Origin of the sequence: Fulvitalea axinellae, assembly GCF_036492835.1 — a bacterium.
Taxonomy (GTDB): Bacteria; Bacteroidota; Bacteroidia; order Cytophagales; family Cyclobacteriaceae; genus Fulvitalea; species Fulvitalea axinellae.
In genome coordinates, this window is the sequence record NZ_AP025314.1 from 3,987,433 (window position 1) to 4,008,151 (window position 20,719).

Annotated in this window: 11 protein-coding genes; 5 read left to right on the plus strand and 6 right to left on the minus strand. The window is 49.3% G+C overall.

Annotated elements, in window-relative coordinates; all coding sequences use genetic code 11:
• The first annotated feature begins 85 nt into the window (after positions 1-85).
• The 5 genes from AABK39_RS15105 to AABK39_RS15125 all read left to right on the plus strand — a co-directional run bounded on the left by AABK39_RS15105 (position 86) and on the right by AABK39_RS15125 (position 5,824).
• Entirely contained in the window at positions 86-2,590 is a 2,505-nt protein-coding gene (locus AABK39_RS15105) for a PAS domain-containing hybrid sensor histidine kinase/response regulator (RefSeq protein WP_338392177.1), read from the plus strand.
• A gap of 147 nt (positions 2,591-2,737) precedes the next feature.
• Complete coding sequence (locus AABK39_RS15110; RefSeq protein ID WP_338392178.1) at positions 2,738-3,004, plus strand: hypothetical protein; 267 nt, start codon at positions 2,738-2,740, stop codon at positions 3,002-3,004.
• A 144-nt stretch (positions 3,005-3,148) separates the two neighbouring features.
• Complete coding sequence (locus AABK39_RS15115; RefSeq protein WP_338392179.1) at positions 3,149-3,943, plus strand: thymidylate synthase; 795 nt, start codon at positions 3,149-3,151, stop codon at positions 3,941-3,943.
• A 584-nt stretch (positions 3,944-4,527) separates the two neighbouring features.
• Positions 4,528-5,262, plus strand: coding sequence for a GNAT family N-acetyltransferase (locus tag AABK39_RS15120; RefSeq protein WP_338392180.1), 735 nt, complete (start codon positions 4,528-4,530; stop codon positions 5,260-5,262).
• A gap of 85 nt (positions 5,263-5,347) precedes the next feature.
• Positions 5,348-5,824, plus strand: a complete 477-nt coding sequence (locus AABK39_RS15125) for a DinB family protein (protein ID WP_338392181.1) — start codon at positions 5,348-5,350, stop codon at positions 5,822-5,824.
• Positions 5,825-6,030: 206 nt separating this feature from the next.
• On the opposite strand, the gene AABK39_RS15130 is transcribed toward AABK39_RS15125, so the two are convergent.
• From AABK39_RS15130 to AABK39_RS15155, 6 genes are all read right to left on the minus strand, one after another.
• Entirely contained in the window at positions 6,031-6,732 is a 702-nt protein-coding gene (locus tag AABK39_RS15130) for a hypothetical protein (protein WP_338392182.1), read from the minus strand.
• 38 nt (positions 6,733-6,770) lie between these two features.
• Positions 6,771-11,486 (minus strand): efflux RND transporter permease subunit, encoded by a 4,716-nt coding sequence (locus tag AABK39_RS15135; protein ID WP_338392183.1) that lies wholly within the window; start codon positions 11,484-11,486, stop codon positions 6,771-6,773.
• A gap of 37 nt (positions 11,487-11,523) precedes the next feature.
• Entirely contained in the window at positions 11,524-14,652 is a 3,129-nt protein-coding gene (locus tag AABK39_RS15140; protein WP_338392184.1) for an efflux RND transporter permease subunit, read from the minus strand.
• Between the two features lie 69 nt (positions 14,653-14,721).
• Positions 14,722-15,789 (minus strand): efflux RND transporter periplasmic adaptor subunit, encoded by a 1,068-nt coding sequence (locus AABK39_RS15145; protein ID WP_338392185.1) that lies wholly within the window; start codon positions 15,787-15,789, stop codon positions 14,722-14,724.
• 19 nt (positions 15,790-15,808) lie between these two features.
• Positions 15,809-17,386 carry a TolC family protein gene (locus tag AABK39_RS15150; protein ID WP_338392186.1) on the minus strand — a complete coding sequence of 526 codons (1,578 nt, stop codon included), beginning with the start codon at positions 17,384-17,386 and terminating at the stop codon, positions 15,809-15,811.
• Between the two features lie 60 nt (positions 17,387-17,446).
• Entirely contained in the window at positions 17,447-20,713 is a 3,267-nt protein-coding gene (locus AABK39_RS15155; protein ID WP_338392187.1) for a golvesin C-terminal-like domain-containing protein, read from the minus strand.
• Positions 20,714-20,719 lie beyond the last annotated feature (6 nt).

A 20,719-nucleotide genomic window follows, 5' to 3' on the forward strand; every position in this document is an offset into this window, starting at 1 on the left:
CCACCGACAAAACACACAAATACGGCATCGTTTCGTAAAAACCATAACAGGCGACGGCTCCGCTGAAGGATAAAAGCGGAAAGTCATGCTGGAGAAAAACGGACCCTTACACGGATATTCCAAGCAGGGAAAAAGCCTGTCGCTACTCCATGTCAGCCCGGAAACCCGGACGGAACTCGGTCGCTTTATTCAGAAAGCCAAAGTACAATACAGAGACGATAGTTTAAGAATTCGAATTCGAATCTTCGGAGACGGAGACTACACTTTCCCGGTGATTGTTGATGAAGTAAAGACCGCTTCCTCCAAGATAATTTTCGAAACGGCGGAAGGTTTAGTGTCCCTTGAGGCCGAGACCTCTTCGCTTCATCGAGACACTTCTCCGCAACCATCCGCTGTTTTCCGTATCACAATCGAGACGCTTAGCCGAAAAAAACGCTCCGCTCTTTTGCGAGAAACTCTTGAGTCTAACCAAAAGACCAACGCCGGTCCTGCTTATTTATATTCCAAAAGTGAAGGCACGGAGCGAATCATCTATGTAAACAGAAGGTTTGAGACGGTAACCGGCTTCAGTTATGAAAAATCCATTGGCAAATCACTGGACCAAATAGCTCAAAACAGGGCGGAAGGGAAGTATTTGCTTATGGAAAAAGGCGACGGCCGACAGGGACAATATATCCGAACGGAACACGCCTTGGGGATTTTCCCCGCAAGTACGTATCATATCGGCTATCTGCACGATATGACCCGCGAAAGGGAAAACGTCCGGCGATTGCGACACACATCGGCGCTATACCGCACGGCCTTCGACAACGGCTCCATCGGCTTCGCCATTCTGGACCAAACGGGCAATATCCTCAGCTTTAACGCCGAGGCCGACCGCACGATACAAAACCTCGGCGGGACGGCCTTGCAGGTTGATACAAGCCTAGTGTCACACTTTCCAAACGAACATTGGGGAACAGTATCCGGGGCCTTTGAGATGGCGCTTCAAAAACGACGCTCGGAAATTCCGTTCCGTTATGAGGACTTCACAAAACAGGAACATCATATATCTCTGGCCTTCAAATGCGTTCGGACAAATGACGGCGACCCGGTGGTCTTCGCCAGCTTTCCGGACAAAACGGAGACCCGCATGCTAGAACAAACGCGTAAGGCTCTACGAAAAAAGACCCGCTTCTTCGCCAATATGAGTCACGAAATCCGCACACCGCTCAACGGCATGCTCGGAATGATAGATCTGCTGGCGAAGAATGAAACATCGCCCGAAAAACTCGAAAAGCTCGAAATCATCCAGTATTCATCCGAGCAACTTATGCGGGTGATTAACGACGTGCTTGACTTCTCGAAGCTTGAGGCGGGGAAAATGCGCATTCGCAACAGCGTTTATGACCTTCGCCAGACCATTAGGAAGACGCAGCAACTATTTGTCCCCAAGGCCAAAGAAAAAAACATCGAGATAGCCGCCACTTATGGCAAGGACGTTCCAGGATTTATCTTCGCCGACCAAGGCAAATTCTCACAAATACTCACCAATCTGCTCAGCAACGCAGTCAAATACTCCGAGAACGGCAGAATACGCATACACGTCGAAAAGGACAAGACGAAGCCTAGTTTGGAAATAAGCGTCAGTGATCAGGGAATCGGGATACCGACCGCACAGTTGACTCACCTTTTCTCGCAGTATTATCAAGCGGACAACCAGCATTGGAGCACCGAGAAAAAAGGCAGCGGACTCGGACTGGCCATCTGTAAGCAAATGGCCGAACTCATGGGCGGTAATATCTCCGCCAGTTCAGAGTTGGAAAAAGGTAGCCGATTCACCCTCTCCATGCCTTATCAGGAAGCTATACAGCAAGCAAACACAACGCATCAACCCCACCAAACCGAACGGCATTTCGAAGGCCTCACCCTACTGGCCGACGATAGCAGCGTAAACCGGCGGGTAATGGGCATGATGCTCGAAGAATTGGGACTGGCCGTAATCAAAGTGGAAAACGGTAAACAAGCCTTGGAAGAATTCGCCAAACACGATTTCGACCTGGTGCTGTTGGATATCAGGATGCCTGTACTCGACGGATTCGAGACGGCCAAAGAGATCAGGAAAGGCCACCGCAACCCACCGCCTATCGTGGCGCTGAGCGGAGAGACGCAGATACCAAAGCATTTGGAAAACCGGTTTGACGATCACCTCTCAAAGCCCGTCAATATAGCTCAGCTGGAAAAGTGTTTTGAGAAAGTACTCCAAGAAAAAAAGGAAAAAACCTCTGAACTTGACAAAAGGCTTCTGGCCCATCCAAGTAAGAAAAGAATCATCGAACTGATCAATGATTTTGAGTCCGACGCCTTGGACCTGATCCTGAACCTTGGGCAATCTTACGAAAACGGCGACAACGAACTGACCAGCGCCATACGTATTCTCAAGGGGATGGCCACTTTGATGGGCTCCGAAAGTGTCTACCGAAACGTGGTGCAATTGGAACGATCCCTCAACCAAAACACCAAAGAACAATTGCCTCTAGCCCTCACCAAACTGTTACGCACCATCCAATCTTATGTGGATACATCTAAAAAACTCCTGAAAACAGGCTAGAAAAAAGAGCGAAATGCCAAGCTACTGCACTTTTTCATATATTTTCTTCACATTCTAATCAGAATCATTCATATATTACCGCCCTCAAACGTTACAGACAATAAGGTTTCACCTCCGAAACCGACATAACATAACGATTAATACACTATGAAGAAATTAAGCTACATCCTCGCTTTCGCGGCCCTTACCGCCTTTTTCGCACAGCCTATCGCCTCAATTGCCGCCGCTAAAAACGGTTATGAAATCGTAAATAAGCAGGACGACGAAAAAGACAAGAAGCAGAAAAAGAAAGCTTGCAAGAAGGGCGAATGCAAAAAATCAGCTTGCGACAAGAAAAAAGCGAAGGAAGAAAAAGCCTGCAAGAAAGCTTGTGAGAAGAAATGCACTAAAGGCGAGAAAGCCAAAAAGAACTAAAGGATTCCCTTTAACACAGAAAGGTCGCCCCATCCCACAGGCGGCCTTTTTATTTTTTCGCCCGCCGGCTCAGCTTTTTCGTTACATCCGTTTTGCATCTCCCTCCCTTCCCTATTACTTTTGTCCCTTCACCAACACAGAACCATGAAGCAGTATCTTGACCTAATGTCACGTATCCTCAATGAAGGAACGGACAAGGACGACCGCACCGGCACGGGCACCAGAAGCGTCTTCGGACACCAGATGAGATTCGACCTCTCGGAAGGATTCCCCGCCGTCACCACCAAAAAACTGCACCTGCGCTCGATCATCCACGAGTTGCTTTGGTTCCTTAAAGGCGAAACCAACATACGTTACCTCAAAGAGAACGGCGTGTCGATCTGGGACGAATGGGCCGACGAGAATGGCGAGTTGGGTCCCGTTTACGGTTCGCAATGGAGAAGCTGGCCTACGCCAGAGGGCGGACACATAGATCAGATAGAAGCCCTGATCAGTCAGATCAAAGCCAATCCCGACTCGCGACGCCTTATTGTAAGCGCTTGGAACGTAGCCGAAGTGGATCACATGGCCTTGCCGCCTTGCCACACCATGTTTCAGTTTTACGTAGCCGAAGGCAAGCTCTCTTGCCAGCTATACCAGCGCTCGGCCGACGTGTTCCTTGGCGTTCCGTTCAACATCGCGTCTTACGCCTTGCTCACCATGATGGTAGCGCAGGTTTGCGACCTCCAACCGGGCGAATTCATCCATACTTTCGGTGACGCCCACTTGTACAAAAACCATTTCGAGCAGGCGGAACTCCAACTGAGCCGTGAGCCTAGGCCTCTGCCCAAGATGGAAATCAACCCCGACATCAAAGACATTTTCTCGTTCAAATTCGAGGACTTCAAACTGACGGGCTATGATCCGCACCCGCATATCAAGGCTCCGGTAGCGGTATAAAGCCTCCCGGATCCGTATACGATACTGCACCAAGCCCCGGACAAGCCCATAGCGCGCTAGTCCGGGGCTTTGTTTTTTGGTTATTGTCACCTCTAGCCAAGCTGAAAGACAGGACTTTTCCGCCCTCACCTCGGTTTGTTTTTTATAAAAGGACAAGACCTCTTTTTCAAAACGACAGCGCCCCACTTCAAAAAGGCCATGGGCTTTTACCTAAGAGGCCATGGGCTATTGACCAAAAGGCCATGGCCTTTTGAGATTAAGGACGTGTCCTTTTTCATTCCTCGTCAAATCGTTTTGTTTTTCGGGATAGGACTTCTCGATTTTTTCCCTGAGTGATTTCCGTTTTCTTAGCCTTCTTTCTTATTGACCAGCCCCTTTGGGTGACAAACAGGACAAGTCCGCCCAAGAAGATTCATACGGAGTTTTGACCGTTGGTCTCGGGAATACTCGCAGTTATTCAAAACCCGGGAATGTTTCTCTCCGTTCCCTCTATATTTAGGACGAACTATCGGCTTATAAAACCACGGCCGTTTTCGCAAACCTCAGACATAGAAGCCCTAAACTCCACAAAACCTTTTATGCAAATGGAGATGATACCACAGTCAATCAAAAGCAACATTGACAATCTTACCTCACTATGGCGGGTGACCAGCGGCGCGCATTTGAACGCCGACGCCAGATACGACCATTGTTTTGTTCCCTTCTCCCAATGGCCAAACCGCCTATGGTTTCGGAACAAGCCTACGAAAGATGACTTGGCACAAGCCCGCAAAGTTTTGGCGAGCATGCCTGACGGAATGATTGTCCCCTCGTGGGAAATCTACGGCGAAAGTATGCGTCCGGAATTTGAGACAGCCGGTTTCGAAAAACTCTTCTCGCAAATCGGGATGTCCATGCCCGTGCCGGAGACTACACCCACCGTACCCGACATAGTCTTGAGGCCTGTGCGCAACGAAACGGACGCCAAACTTTGGTGCGACTTCTTCGAGGAATCGTTCGGCTATCGTATCGGCGAGAACATTTTGGCCCACACCTGGAACGACGTGTCGTATTATCTGGTCTTTCAAGACAGCATTCCTTCCGGTTGTCTTCTGCTCCATTTCTCAGGCGACACGGTAGGTTTCCACGCTATGGGCATAACGAAAACCATGAGGAAAAAAGGGATAGCGGAAAAAGCGATGTGGATCGGTTTGGAAACAGCCAAGCAAAAAGGCTCAACATTAGCCACCTTACAGGCATCCGATATGGGCAAGGGAGTCTATGAGAGGATAGGGTTTAAGAGTGAATTCGTGATGGATAACTTTAAAACAAGGGAATAAAAGCACGCAAACTCACAGTTTAAACCCATAAAGTTCAATTTCATTTTGGTTTTGTTACCTTTATGAAAATAACACAAATCACATCATGAACAAACACATAAACAATCTCATCGTCATTAGGAAGAACTTCCTAGACTTGGCGGACGGCCTCAGTTTGGAACAATTGAACCTCGTTCCAGAAGGTTTCACGAATAATATCATCTGGAATATCGGCCACTCTCTGGTCACGCAACAGATGGTTACTTACAAATTGGCGGGACACGGTTGCCATGTAGACGGCGACATGATCCGCAACTACAGGAAGGATTCTTCCCCTTCCGGTAACGTTAAGCCCGAAAGGTGGGCGGAGATCAGGCAACTCCTTATCGACACTCCCGACCAGCTTTCGGAAGATTTGAAGACAATGGACTTTTCTTCTTTCCATTCCTATACCACCAGTTTCGGGGTGACACTTGAATCTATCGAAGACGCGATGCGTTTCAACAATATTCACGAGAGTTTGCATTACGGTTACGCCTTGGCCCTCCGTAAGGCTGTACTCGCTTTGGTGGAAAAAGAGTAACGACCAAAGAACAGAACCCAAGGGCTCTATAACCGTTCGGGCCGACGCTTTGCGAAAAAGGCTTTGTGATTTTTCTTGTCGGCACAAGCTCCTAAAGGAGATCATGGCGGTCGATTTGAATTCAGGAACCGTCCGCTACCGTAAAAAGACAGGGGGGAAGCCAACTGGCCTCCCCCCAAAGGATTGCGGAAAAACTATCTTTTATATTATCTGAAGCCTTCTCTTTTTTGCAGGCACACCAAGCTGTACATCAGCGCCAGTAACGAGGCTATCCCTATATACAGTCTATTGTTCAATAACCTGTCCTGCCAAACGAAGGCGTTAAGTGAGCCGGGATCTTCGAACGGGTTCAAAAACAGATTCCACTGGCTTTGTTTCAGCTCTCCGCTCATTACCATAAAGCCAACGCATAGTATGATCACTACCAAGGCGGAGGCGTTGCCGTTGCGCAATCGAGCCGACATCATAAAGGCCAAGCAACCTAGAAACGTAAGCGGGAACATAACCTGAAGCGACATCTCCATTATCGGAACGGAAAACACAAGGTAATCAACCAAGACCGTGAGCCCGAGAATCTGCACGTACACGATGACGTAAACCATCAACAGACGGGCTATCCAGACGCGGAAACGGTAGTCCGGTATGGTAAAGATGATTTCCAACATCTTAGCGTCCTTGTCGTTTTGGATTCCGAACGAGGCCGGATAGAAGATCAGTAACACTCCCGGAAACAAAAGGAGAGTATAAATAGAGGCTTCCCTTATGATACTCCCGTCTTCGAACAGCATGAGAGCGCCCACAAGAAGGAACATAACGACCGCTGCCAAGAAGAAGTAGATGAACTTGTTGCCGAAGATCACCCTCATGTTATACTTTGAGAATTTCCAGAGTACGGCTAGATTTTTCATATCGTCACAATATATAAGTAAGAGGTTGGGCACCGGACTTATGCCGGCACGCCTTCCTGTTCCTCTTCCCTTTTGTTCACTTCATAATTCAACAGCCACAAATAGGCGTCCTCAAGCGTAGGCTTGACCTCGCGGGCCTCCGGTGCGGGACTTGTGCGGGCAAGGCACTTGATACGCACCTTGTCGTCCACTTCCATATGATGCACCACATGGTATTTTTTGTCGGCCTCTTCGAAGTCCTCCACGGGGATATCCAGCAACCAGACCTTTCCTTCGGCTGTCCGCGACATGTATCGGGTAGATCCGAAATACTTCAAGTCGCCACGCTGGATAACGGCCACTTGGTCGCAGGAGCTGGAGATATCTTCCAAGATATGCGTCGAGAAGATCACCACGCGCTCGCGACTCAGTTCCACCAACAGGTTACGGAATCGGATACGTTCCTTCGGATCGAGTCCTGCGGTAGGTTCGTCCACCACCAAGATGCGGGGCAGATGGAGCAAGATATGGGCGATACCCACTCGCTGTTTCATGCCGCCGGAAAAAGAGCCGATCTTGCTGTCTTTCTTATCCCAAAGGTGCACCGATTTCAACACGTACTCCACCCTTTCGGCACGGACCGTAGGCTCGGTTATTTTCTTCAGAATGGCCTGATAGTCGAGAAATTCGTAAGCGCTCATGTTCTCGTAAGTACCGAATTCCTGCGGCAAAAAGCCGATCAGGCCCTGAAGCTCCTCGCGTTTCTCCATGGTGTCGATGCCGTTGATCCACACCTTGCCGTAGCTTTGTTCCAATATCCCGCAGACAATCCTCATAAGGGTTGACTTGCCGGCACCGTTTGGCCCGAGCAAACCGAACATTCCCTGCTTGATATCGAACGAGACTCCGTCAAGCGCACGGAACGGCGGTGTTTTCTTACCGAAGTAAGGCAACTTGCTCACCATGGCCATCAGTCCACGTTTGTACCACTTGTAGTTTTTCAGCCTGAAGTTTTCATCATTGACTTCCTTGGTTTTCCTATTCGCGAAAAGCAACAGGTAAGTGATGATAAGGAAGAAGATAAGAAGCGGAGGGTTTTGCCATCGCATAAAGAAGTATGCGGCGCCGGGCATCGGCGAAAGCCAATACAAAACGTTTTTGACCCATCCTTTTAGATGGAACCGTCCGCTGAAAATAGGCTTCAGGACCGCACTCAAACTGTAAATAAACAGCAGGGTGCCCATGAAATTCCAAAACGAACTTTCCAGATAGAAGAAGGTAAAATAAGTAAGGAACACCATGAACGGCACTTGCCATATCAAGGCTTTGGCGTCGGAGAGCTTACGGTAACGCTGGCGGATACCCAAGCGTTTCTTGATCTTAGCCCCCGCTTTCCAGTCACGGGCGAATGTTCCCTGGCGTCCGTACACCTTCACCAGGTTCTGTATCTCTATCCTGATTGGCTCCGACTTAGGTATAAGCTCCGCACTCGCCGTCTTGAAACTGGTAAGTATAAAGTACATCATGGCCGGTACGCCCAACAGACCGCCCAATCCGGCGACTATCTGCCAAGTAAGGGTCTCGATGTAGAAGTAAACCGAAAACCCGATGGCCACCCAAGCCACGAGTTGCAGAATACGCAAAGCCACGTGCAATTCCCTGAACCATTCCAAGAAAGTCTCCATAGCGGTGTAAAGCGTCGGTACCAGCACCAGCGTAAAAACGGTACTGAAAGCCAAGCCTCCGATCACCGTCACGGCGAATGGCGGGCCGATCATGCCCACATATTCGGAATCTCCCATGGCCAAAGGAATAAGAGCCACTATGGTAGTGAGAGACGTGATGGTAATAGGACGCAAACGCGCCAAGCCGGCCGTCATCAAAGCTCTGGAACGACTTTGGCCACGAGCCCTCAAGCTATTGGTGTAGTCGATAAGGATTATACTGTTGTTCACCACCACACCAAAGAGGATAAGGAACCCTGTAAGCGTGTTCTGGTTAAGCAACGGATGGCCCGTTATCATCAACATGAAGAATGATCCCGTAGCGGCCAGCGGAATGGTGAACATAAGCACCAAAGGCAGGAATGCCGATTCGAAAACCGAGGCCAAGATCATAAAGATCAGTACAAAGGCTACGGCTATCAGGAAGTAATATTCTTCGAAAACGTCCTCTTCCGGCACCCACTCCACCGCAATTCCCGACGGAATCATCATGTCGGCGATCAGGTTCTGTACGTCTTGGCGGGCGCCTTCAAGCGAGGCCTCGGATTCGCGGAGATCACTGTTGAAGTTATATGTCAGCTCGACGCGTCGTTCCTGATTCTCCCTCCGGATAGTGGCGTCGCCTGAGGCCAAGACCACGTTGCTGACCTGATCCAGCGGATAAACGGCGTCTTCGCCGGAAGTGATGCCTGTCTCCTTCAGTTCGGCCAAGGACCTGTCGCGTTTTTGCTTGCGGTCCTCTCCGGGAGGTATTGTCGTAATGGTTACGTCGTATTCTTCCTTGTCGCTTTTGAACTTGACATCGGCTGTGAATTCCTTGCCCGAAGAGTTAAGCTCACGGCTCACTTGGGAAAGGTTGACACCAAGCGCGGACATTAGCCTCGGGTCGAAATGCAAGTGGGCTTCGGGCCTTTCGCCTGTACTGCGCAGGCGAGCGTAGCTTATGAAGTCTTGTTCCTCAAGACGGTACTTGAGATCTTCGGCCACTATCAGCATCTTTTCGTAGTCGGCGCCCTTTACAAGGATCCGTTCACGGTTGCCACCTATCCCCATACTCTTGAGGAACGAACCCATGGCCGCCATCCCGCCACCGCCGGAACCAAACTTACCGTCCGATTCGGAGGCGTCGAGGGTAATATCGGCCCCTCCGCGTATTCCTTTGAGGCGACCTTCCACCTCTTCGCTTATCTGGTAAAACTCTTTTCCCCTGACCTTTTTGAAGTCGTCAACCAAAACAACGCTCACAACGGCGTCCCCTTCGTTTACTCCCACGACTATACTTTTCTTTTCGGCCAAGGAATCAAGCCTGTACTCAATCTCCTTAGTCACAAGGTCCGTGGTCTCAAGCGTGGCTCCCTCGGGCATACTGACATACACCTTGACAGTATCGGAAGCGGCTTCCTTTGATTCCGAACTGGTCAAGGTAAGCGCCAAGACCAAGGACACCACAAAAGCGACCACCGAAGACAACAATACTGTAGTAGGGTTACGGAAACAGAGCTTCAATACAGTGAAGTAAATCTGCACCACACGGTCCCTTACGGTCAGGTTGTCGAATATCTTCCCCTTGACCCTGCCTTTCCTTTTTAGGTACAGATGCATCAGCATAGGGATCAGCAACAAGGCCACGGCCAATGATACCAGCAACGTCGAGATAATCGAAGCGCCGATATTGCGTCCGAAGACCTGTACCATAAAGTCGGAAGTGAAGACAAAAGGCAGGAATACGGCCACGGTAGTAAGCGTAGCCGCTATCACCGAACGGAAAATCTCGCGAGAACCATCGGTTACGGCCCCGTCTGGCGATTGGCCGGAAGCGGACCTCCGGTATATATTTTCAAGTACTACAATGCCGTTATCAAGTAACATACCCACGGCCAGCGCCATCCCCATCAGCGTAAGGCTGTTGATGGAAATCTCCAAGCCATAGAAAAGATTGTAAGCCACAGTAACCGACACCGGAATAGCCAAAGCGATGATGCCGGCCAACGAGAAGTCGCGCAGAAATACCCACAACACGAACACCGCAAGCAGACCACCGATAAGGGAAAGGCGTATAATCTCGTCGATATTGCTTTCCATCTGTTCGGCCAAATCTTCCTGTATTTCCAATGAAGCGCCCATCGGTTTGAGTTCGGCGTTGAGCCTTTCTATCTCTGCCCGAGCTATATGGGCGGTTTCTATCAGGTTGGTTTCGTTATCGTTAATGAGCATCAGACTGACCGCCTCCTTGCCGTCCACACGGCTATAGGAGGTCTCGTCCTTCACGCCCACTATAACGGTAGCGATGTCGCGCAAAAGAACCGGTCCGTCCTTTTTCACCACTACTCGCTCTATGTCCTCGGGCTGGATAAACTCGGCGCTAACGTTGACAAACATTCTCTGGTCGCCTTCGGTAACGGCCCCAACAAACGCCTTGCTGGCGCTGGAACTGCTAAGCAGGGAACGTACCTTCGAAGGAGTCACGTTGTTCGCTTCGCAGGCCTTTTCGTCCAAGATTACCTCTACGGTCTTTTCTCGTCCGCCCAGCACTTCCACATGCGCCACGCCATCGACGTTGAGCAACTCGGGAGCCACCTCCTCGTCGGCTATGTTACGTACCCGGTCCACGTCGCCCGTACCGGAAAGGCGCAACAACATCAGCTGTTTGGATAGCTTATCCGTATCGATTTTCTGAATGACGGCCCTGAAGCCTTCCGGCAAGGTAGGCAACACGCCGTCGATCTTCTCTTGGAGCCTAAGGTAAGCGAACTTCAGGTTCACCCCCTCCTCATACTCGATCCTCAAGGTGCCGTTTCTCCGGCTAGCGTCAGAGGTCAGCCTTTCGATTCCCCGCAAGGTTCCGATAGCTCCCTCCAACGGCACGACGGCTTGCGTCTCCATGTAAGAGGGCGCCACTTCCTGCGGAGCGATCACCTTGACCACCAGTTGCGGACTCTCCACACTTGGGAACAGCTCTACCTTCAGCCGGTCATAAGAGACCACCCCCAGCATCACCAACCCCAGGAAGAGCATGCAAATCGTTATCTTTCGATCTATTAAAAATCTCATCCTTTACCATTTAAAAGTAAAGCGCGGGCAAACGCGCCTAGACAAGCTCCTGTTCGGGCTCCTGTTGTTTCTTGCCCATCAAAGCGGTCACCCAAGTATCGAACACCTCGTATACACACGGGATTACCACCAAAGTCAACAACGTGGAGGTTACTAGCCCGCCGATAACGGCCCAGGCCATCGGGGCGCGAAGCTCGGCTCCGTCGCCAAAACCGAACACCATCGGTAACAGGGCGAGAATCGTGGTCAAACTGGTCATGACAATCGGACGGATCCTTTGCTCGCCGGCCAACACGATGGCCTTGCGCAGAGGATAGCCTTCGGCTTTGCGCTGGTTAATGGCGTCGACCAATATGATGGAGTCGTTGACGGCAATACCCGCCAGCATGATTATGCCTATATAAGCCATGATATTCAACGGCTCGCCGATAAAGAAGAAGGTAAGGATAGAACCGACGGCCGCCAGCGGAATAGTGAGCAGAATGGTGAACGGGTGCACCAAAGACTCGAACTGCGAAGCCATAACCATATACACCAGAATCACGGATAGAATCAAAGCGAAAGTAAGCATATCGACTGATTCCTTGCGTTGCTCTTCCTGCCCGGTCACCTTCACTCTGTAGCCTTGCGGCAAGGGCAATTGCGAAAGCTTCTCTTCCAAACCGAGCACCACATGATCGAAAGGCTTACCGTCCTTCACATGCGCGGTGATTTTTCCGATTTTGTTCTGGTTTCTTCTCAGCACTTCTTTAGGCGAATCACTGATCGAAACGCTGGCCACGTCGGAAAGGCGGAAATACTTTTCGCCCACCTGTACCGGAATGTCACGTAATTCGGTGAGATACGTGTCGGGCATTTTCACCCGAATCTCCTTCATTTCGCCTTCGTATTCGAACTTTCCGGCGTCTTCGCCCAACAGTCGGCCCTTTAACTGGGAGACGATCTGCTCGACCGTTACGCCGTAGATTCCGGCACGCACCTTATCGATAGTCACATCGACCTGTTTGGCTCCGCCTTCCGTCACATTCTTGACGTTGTAGACATCGTCCATTCTGGTCATAGTATCCATTACGGCTTTGGCCAAGTCCATGATTGGTCCGGTTTCGGAACCTATCACTTCCACTACCAAGGGAGCTTCCTCGTCACCGAGTGTTGAGTTGAGCGCCGTTTCGTCACGAATAAAATCGAGCTTTATTTCTTTATTGCCTGAGAAAAACGAGCGGGTGAAATCCACAACGGTTTCCATGCTCAATTCCACTTCCGGCTTTAGCTTCAGTTTGATCTCGGCGGTGTTTTCAGAAGCGAATACCGCCGATTCGTCCGAAGCGTCGATATCCACCGGACCAGTCTGCGTATAAAAGACTTCCAACGAGTCCTTGAAGTGCTCTCGGGCTACGCTTTCAAAATTCTGAATCACCCTATCGGTACTCAAAAGAGGACTGCTTTCCGGCAGAGTCACTTTCACAGTCAGCGTATTGCTATCGGAACTAGGAACGTATTCGCTACCCACTATCGGTACCAATACAAAACCCAAAGCAACCAAAGCGATAGCTCCGATCAACACGCCCGTGCGGACACGCAACACCCCGTCAAGGAACCTTCCGTAACCGGAAAACTTAACCGATTTCTCTTCCGCCTTTTTAGAGGCTTCCTGTTTCTTGTCTTTGAAGAAAGTGGAAACCAACATCGGAATCAAAAGGATAGCCACCGCCAATGACGAAAGCAACGAAAAAGCCACCGTCCAGGCTTGGTCTTTAAAAAGCTCACCCGACGCACCGTGCAGGTACACGATCGGGAGGAACACTACGATAGTGGTCAAAGTAGAAGCCGTGATGGCCCCGCCGATTTCGGCTGTACCGTCTATAGCCGACTGCTTTATCGTCTTGCCGGATTCGATATGACGGAAGATATTTTCCATGACCACGATGGCATTATCGACAAGCATTCCAGCGCCCAGAGCCAAACCGCCCAATGTCATGATATTGAGCGTAAGCCCGTTGAAATACATCAGGTTAAACGTGGCAACGATAGATACCGGAATGGCTACGCTGATAATCATCGTAACGCCAACTCTGCGCAAAAACACGAAGAGTACGATCACGGCCAACACGATACCCACCAAAGCGGATTCCTTCACCTCTCCGATGGCGCTTTGGATAAAGGCGCCCTGGTCATAAACTTGGGTGAAATTATAGCCGGGAAGGGCGTCTTTGATCTTGTCAAGCCCCGTGTTTACATTCTCGACAGCCTTAACGGTGTTAAAACCGGGCTCTTTATAAACCGCCATACCGATGCAACGGCGCCCGTTCACCCGGGCGATGTTATCGGGTTGGGAGTTTTCGTAACGGATTTTGGCCACTTCTCGCAAAAAGACGGGAACGGGTTCGCCTTGCGTTTCCTGTCCCACTTTGCTTTCCACCATTTTCAGGATGATATCGCCGAAGGCCTCAGGAGATTCCAGCAGACTTACGCCTTTTACCGTGTATTTGGTTCCAGTCTCCACAATCGATCCGCCGGAGACGGAACGGTTGTATTCCTGAATTTTGGAGTTGATTTGGCTAGCCGTTACGCCGTGGGCTTCCATCAGGTAAGGGTCGGCCTCCACGATCAGTTCCCTCGTTTCTTTTCCTATCAGCCTTACGTCCGCCACGCCTTCCGCCCGGATCAGCTCGTTGCGGATGTAGTTTTCCGCCACACGACGAATCTCGTCCGTATCTTCGACACCCGGGTGGGTAAGCGCAAACAGCATCACCGCTTTTTCGTTCGGCGAATGCCGGGTTACGCTAAGTTCCTCGATGGTTGTGGCGTTTTGAGCCTGAATCGGGGTTATGGCCCTTTGGAGATCCAAGAAGGCCTCGTCCATGTCTTTTCCCCAATTGTACTGCACGGTAATACGGGACGAACCCACACGGCATACGGAGTACACTTCGGAAACGTCGCGCTGTTGGAGGGCGATTCCTTCCAGGTTGGTTACGAATTGCCTCTCTATTTCCTCAGGCGAGCGTTCGCCGGCCTTCAGCTCTATAAACAGTTTCGGACTTTCCATGTCCGGAAACAGGTCGATGCCCAGTTTGCCGAAGGAGATGGTACCCAAGAGCAACACCGCCAACACCAGCATCAGGACCGTGACCGGATATCGGACCGAAAAACTCGTAAGTTTCTTCATAATTCAAACTTATGTAATGAGGCGCCGGCCACTGCGTAACCGAAGCCTTATCGTTCAAAAAAACGGCCCTTATTGCAGGACTTTCACTTTTGCCTCATTGCCCAAAGTCTCGAATCCTTTGGTCACCATCCGGTCTCCTTTGCTCAGGCCGGCTTTCACTTCCACAAAGTCCTTGTTTTGGATACCCAATCTCAAGCGACGCTCTTTGGCGCGGGTTTTCTCAACCACAAACACAGACTTGCCATGTCGGCGGGCGAGCAGGTAGTCTTTCGGCACAACGACAACACTGTCGGCGCGGGCCACTTCGATGTTGGCTTGCACGAACATACCCGGACGAAGAAGCATTCCGCTGTTCTCGATCGTGATCTTGCTTTTGAACGTTCGCGTAGTCTCGTCAATGGAAGGCGATATTTCACGCACTTCGCCTTTCAGCGTATCGTCGGGCAAGTTGTGGTTAGTCACCAACACCTGCTGACCCGATTTCAGATCCATAAAATCCTTGGCCGGCAATTTCACTTCCAACAGCAGCTGTTTGTAACTCATGACAGTGGCCAATGCCTCGCCGTTTTTGACTTTCACTCCGTTGGAAAAATATGGTAAATCCGTGATCACGCCGTCAAACGGAGCTTTGATCAGCATCTTGTCCATCTTGATTTTCGAATCTTCGAAAGCGTAAGTAGCGTCGATATAGCTTTTTTCGGAATTGCGCATATCGCGTAGCGTCACGCCCCCTTTTTCGTAAAGCTTCTTCTGCTTTTCAAGCTCCTGCTTGTTAATGTCGAGGCTGAGTTTGCTGGATTCGAAACGGATTCCGTTTTCGTACTCTTTGTCCTCAAGCTTAATGATCACCTCTCCTTTCCTAACCTTGTCGCCCAAAGCGTAAGGACGTCCAGTTTTAGGGTTTCTTCTCAAACGATAAGCTCCCGCCATCTCCGAGGCGAGTTCCACTTTGCCTTTGGGCTGAACGGTTCCGGAAGCTTCCACAAACTTGCTGATAGATCCGAGCCTAAGATCGGTTACGGATACAGGCACAGGGATTTCTTGGCTGGCTCCACCTTGGTGTTTTTTGCAGGAACCGAAGCCTAGCGCCGTCCCGACTACAAGCGCTCCAAAAAGAATTTTGTTGATATATTTCATTACACAAGTCTTTTTCAAATTAATACATTCCGCGAAGTCCCTTCAGCTCTTTCTTTTCCGCCATATTTTGGGGAATGCTAGAAGCATTCTTTTCAAAATCCCAAAGCGTCAGAAGCTTGACATTGAGGAGTTCCACTTTGTAGTCAATCAGCGTTTTGGTGATGTTCGTCTTGGCGTCGGAAAGCTGTTTTTGGTAACGATTCAGGTCTATACTCGTCAAATCGCCATTTTTGTAACGTTCCAAGTTGATCTCGTATGTGAGTTCAGCATTTTTGAGGTTCTGCTGGTCGATTTCCACTTGGCGGAGCAAGTTGTCCAGCTGGCGTAACGCTTTGCGGACGTTGATCTGGATATTGATTCGCTGATCTGAGATATCAATTTCCTTATTCTTTATTTGGAGTTGCGAAGCTTTCACTCTCGCTTTACGCGCTCCCCAATCCCAAATCGGTACTGAAAGCGAAACGCTGTAAAGCTGATCGCGAACAGGGTTGCTATAAACGTCTTGCAGTAATTCGTCATTACCCGAAAGTCCGAAACGAGCGGAAAGCTGACCGTTCAAGTCGCCTTGGTTTTTAGTCTGGATCAGATCAAAACGGGCATTTTGCATATCGATATCCAACTGCCTCAATTCGAAACGTTGGTCAAGGCCTTTCTGAATAGCGAATTCGGGATCGATCTCCACTGGAGACATCTGAACTTTTTCCAAAATCAGAATATCCTCGTACACTGAAATCCCCAACAACTGCTTAAACGAGTCTTTGGTATTTTCCAGATTAATCTGGGCGTTATATAAGCCCTGTTTAGTCTGCAAAAGGTTCAGCTCCGCCTGATAAAGCTCCTCCTTTGCGGCAAGCCCCGCTTCCACCTTATTTTTGATAATATCGTAGCTGGCCTGCTGATTTTTGAGTTCCTCTTCCTTTACCTCCACGTTGTTTTGGTTAGTATAAAGGTTATAGAAACTCGTCGTCACATCGCGCTCCACATTCATACGGCTGAGGTAATAATTCATCTCCGCCCGCTCATACTCATACTCCAGCTGGATAAGCTCCATCCGGGTTTTGTTATAAGTAAACAAAGGCTGGTTCAGCTCCAGATAGACATTGTTTCTGTACGACTCATTGATATTCGGCTTACTACCCGCATCACCCGGCGCTCCCGTACTGTTATTGTTAAACTGTTCCGAAACGTTCTTGGTCCATCTGAAACGGTCAACCAACGATACCGTACCCCCTGTAAATACAATTGGTTGAGAAGCCCTGAAGCTACCGTCCGATTGATAATTCTCCACCGTGAAATATTGGGAGAAAGACTGGTTCAATTGGTTCTGGTTCGAGTAAGTGAAAGGAGTCAGATCCAAGCTAAACTGAGTCTTCAACGACGCCTTCTGGGCCTTGAGCCTTTCGGCGCTGATCTCCTTGCTGATTTCCGTTTTCTTTAGCCTCGGACTGTTCTCAAAGGCCACTTCTAACGCTTGTTCAAGGTTCAATACACGCTGGGCATGCACATTTCCCGAAAGCGCAAGGCCAAACGCAACCACGAGCGCCAAGCGGACGACTCGCTCCCTAAATAAATTCCCTTTTCCAAAAAACTTTAACATATTGGCTTTATTAGATTTTCCCTTTTTGTGCAAAACTTCAATAAAAATCACCCGCAACCATCAATCTGACTTGATCCATTTGATTGCGTCGGCCACCACATAATTGGCCGTCGTGCGGTTGGTCAGCGTCACTTTCGCTTTCCCTTTTTCAAAATAAAAAACTCCCAAACTACGCCATTCCGAGCCGTGTTTAGGCATATCGACTTCCACATCATCGGAACCCTCGCTATGCCCAACAGCGTAAGTCTGCGTCTCTTTCTCCCTCTTTTTCGGTTTATTTCTACGCCACCACTTCTTGACCGAATGGCAGAAGGCGAAAACTTCGTAATACCCCTCTTCCGGAATATCCTGTTCCCAAACAGCCCGTTTCTCTCCGTAACCCGGCCTCGTGTACTCCGCCGAGCGGACAATGTTCCCATAGCAGTCATTGTTCACGAAAGCCCTCCAACGGTTCGGCAAGCTCCAAATCCTGAGTCCGCTATATTTGTCGTCGAGTTTTACCTGTCTGTCGTCAACCCAAGCTTTCAAAACGCCCCTGGATACGGAATCCGCCTCTACGTGAAAGCCCTCATCCTCATTATCCACAATCAACTCCCCATGCTTGTCCAAAGGTTTGTACGGCCCTAACTCCTCCAAACCTTCGAAGGCTTTCCAACTGTTTCGCTTGTCTGGCTTTCCGTCGAGATTGACCAACCTTTTGGCAGGCAGGTTCTGAGAGATGAGCGCGTTTATCGAGACGTTCGAGAATTTTTCATCCGAAACAATTCCAATCCGAACCATTCTGTTGCCTAAAATTTCGAAGGCTTTGGAAATCGGCTCATCGTTTCCGCCTCCACGGCCACCACGGCCGCGACCACGTCTATGACCACCAAGCTCTACGGTGACCAAGCCTGTGGCATTTTCTTTATTGGCAATGGTAAGGACTAACTGAAAACGGGTAGCGTCGTCTTCTTTAAACCTGAAGACTTCATAATTTCTTAGCTCAAAAGCCGGCAACTGTTTTGCGTCAAGCAAAGCTTGTAGATAAGGTTCTATATCGATTCCCTCTTCCTTGACCAAAGTAGCTTTCAACTCCTCAAGGTCAAACTGCCGGAATAAGTTCTCGTCCAATACGCTGTCCAGATAGTTTTCAAAACGCTCTTCGCCCATTTTATAAGAAACCAGTCCGAAAAGATAGCCGCCTTTGGCCGCTACCAGATCCCGCAAAAGTCCGTGCTGGGCGGTATCTTCCATAATCTGCGCCATTGACTTATGCTGGAGCGCCATATTTACGCGGTCTTCTTTTGAGAGTCCACCTCCCCACCAACGGTGTCGGTCGCTTCCTCCGGCTTTTTTACCGTTTTTGAGGTACGATTCCATGGCCATGTCCATAAAAGACCATTCGTCCGATTTCAGATAATTCGAGAAGGAATAATAGTTCTTAAAAATCGTCTCGCGTCCGTTCCAATCGTTCCAACGGACAAGGCTATGGGCAACTTGGTTCAAAACATCCAACTGCCTATCCTTCGGCGATTGGCTTTTATTTCTGTTCTTTGTCCAATAGAAACGGCTCCTGATGTTCGCAAAATAATACGCCGCGCCTTTTTCCCTGTAGTAAAACATTTCGGGTTGCATAGCGGCCTCCGGCTCCCTATCCGAAAGCTGGATCGGTACCTCCACCAAATTAAAGCGGGCGTAAGGATATATTCTGTCCGAAGAGCTCTCAAACTTTTCGCGTACTTCGTCAAACTTTTCGCCAACCGCTTTCGAGTCCAGAGAATCGAAATAATGCGTAAAAGTGTCGTGGCCTTTGAATACGGCCAAGCGGTATTCGAGATCCTCCGTTTTTACGGATTTCATCTCATAATCACCAATCGCCAATGAAATGACCGGCAGAGGATCCTCATGAACAAACTTGTAAACGCCGTCTTTTTCCGTCATCTCGCCTTGGGATATTGGCGTAAGGCCCGACAATGGAGTCACATTCAACGTAAACCAAGTGAAGTTCCGCTCCTTACCGAAACCACCGAATTCGGAATAGCCGGCCCCAGGTTGCGGATACCAATTCACTTTGGGCAAAAGCAAAGCGTAATTGTCCTTTAGGAAAACCCTACCACGTTCCATTTTGGCCATATCCCAGATGTCTTGGGTCTTGTGATTACCGTAATCGGCCAAACCTCCCGAGTAGCGGATTTTCACAATAATCGACTGCTCAGGCGACAACGGTTTTTCAGGCACTATCAACAGCAAATGTCCTTTTCTAGTAAAAGTCACGTTCTGTTTCTTTGCCCAAAGCGAATCAATATTCAAGGCCGGATTCAAACGCATCACCAAAGTGTCAGCCACTTCTCCGGAAATATTTTTCAATTTCAGCCCGGCATCAACATCAATCGTACCTCCAGCTTTTTGGCTCAGCTTCAAATCGCATTGCGACATACTGAGTTCCGGGGCGTCGGCGTATTGTTCTTTTAACTGCCCGATTTCTTTGGCCAACCGCTTAGTTTCTTTTTCTCCTTCCAGAACCTTCCAAGCCGAAAACCCACCGAAACCCAATCCCAAAATTCCCGTGGTCAGGCAAAACATTCTCAACGGCCTAGATTGCCACGGGCGGTCAATCAGCGCTACGGTAAACAAAACGAAAGAGATTCCGGCGCTCAGGTACGGCGCCCGCATCCAAAGCATCTTGTCAAATTCTATAAAACCTACGATTTCCGAAGGCATATTGGCGTGCCAGAACGCTGTAAAGTCGAGTATCGGATGGAAATCGTATAGGTAAAAAACGGATACGGCTCCGTAAGCGAGCAAGACAACAAAAGTCAACGCTTGGTTTTTAAGCATTGACATGACCACAAAGGACAAGCCCGTAACAAAAAGCAATGGAGGAATGCCAAAAATAAAGAAGCTTATCAAATAATCGCGTACATCCAAAGTCAGATACGGATTGAATCCCACAATGGCTCCGATAACCGTAAGCGCTAACAGATTGAATAACGAAAACAGAGAAACAATACTCAGCAGTTTGCCCAACACGTAATCTCCGTTCGACATTGGCCTTGCATAAATCACTACAGTGGTATCCAGCTTTTTGTCACGTTTCAAAAAGTCCGAGGCCAGAAAAACGGTCATTACGACTTCTATCATATTGAGCAACGTGATACTAAAGTAAGGAACAGCTCCCGACATGGCTATCATCGGCCAGTAACCATTTCCGCTATTATCAAAAACCCCCGTCATGCCCAAGCTATTGATAGTGCAGATAATTAACACCAAAAGGGAGAATATCCGGAAGAACCACCCACGGTAAAGTACCCTAAACTCGTACTTGGAAATCGTCAGTATATTTCGCAACGACAA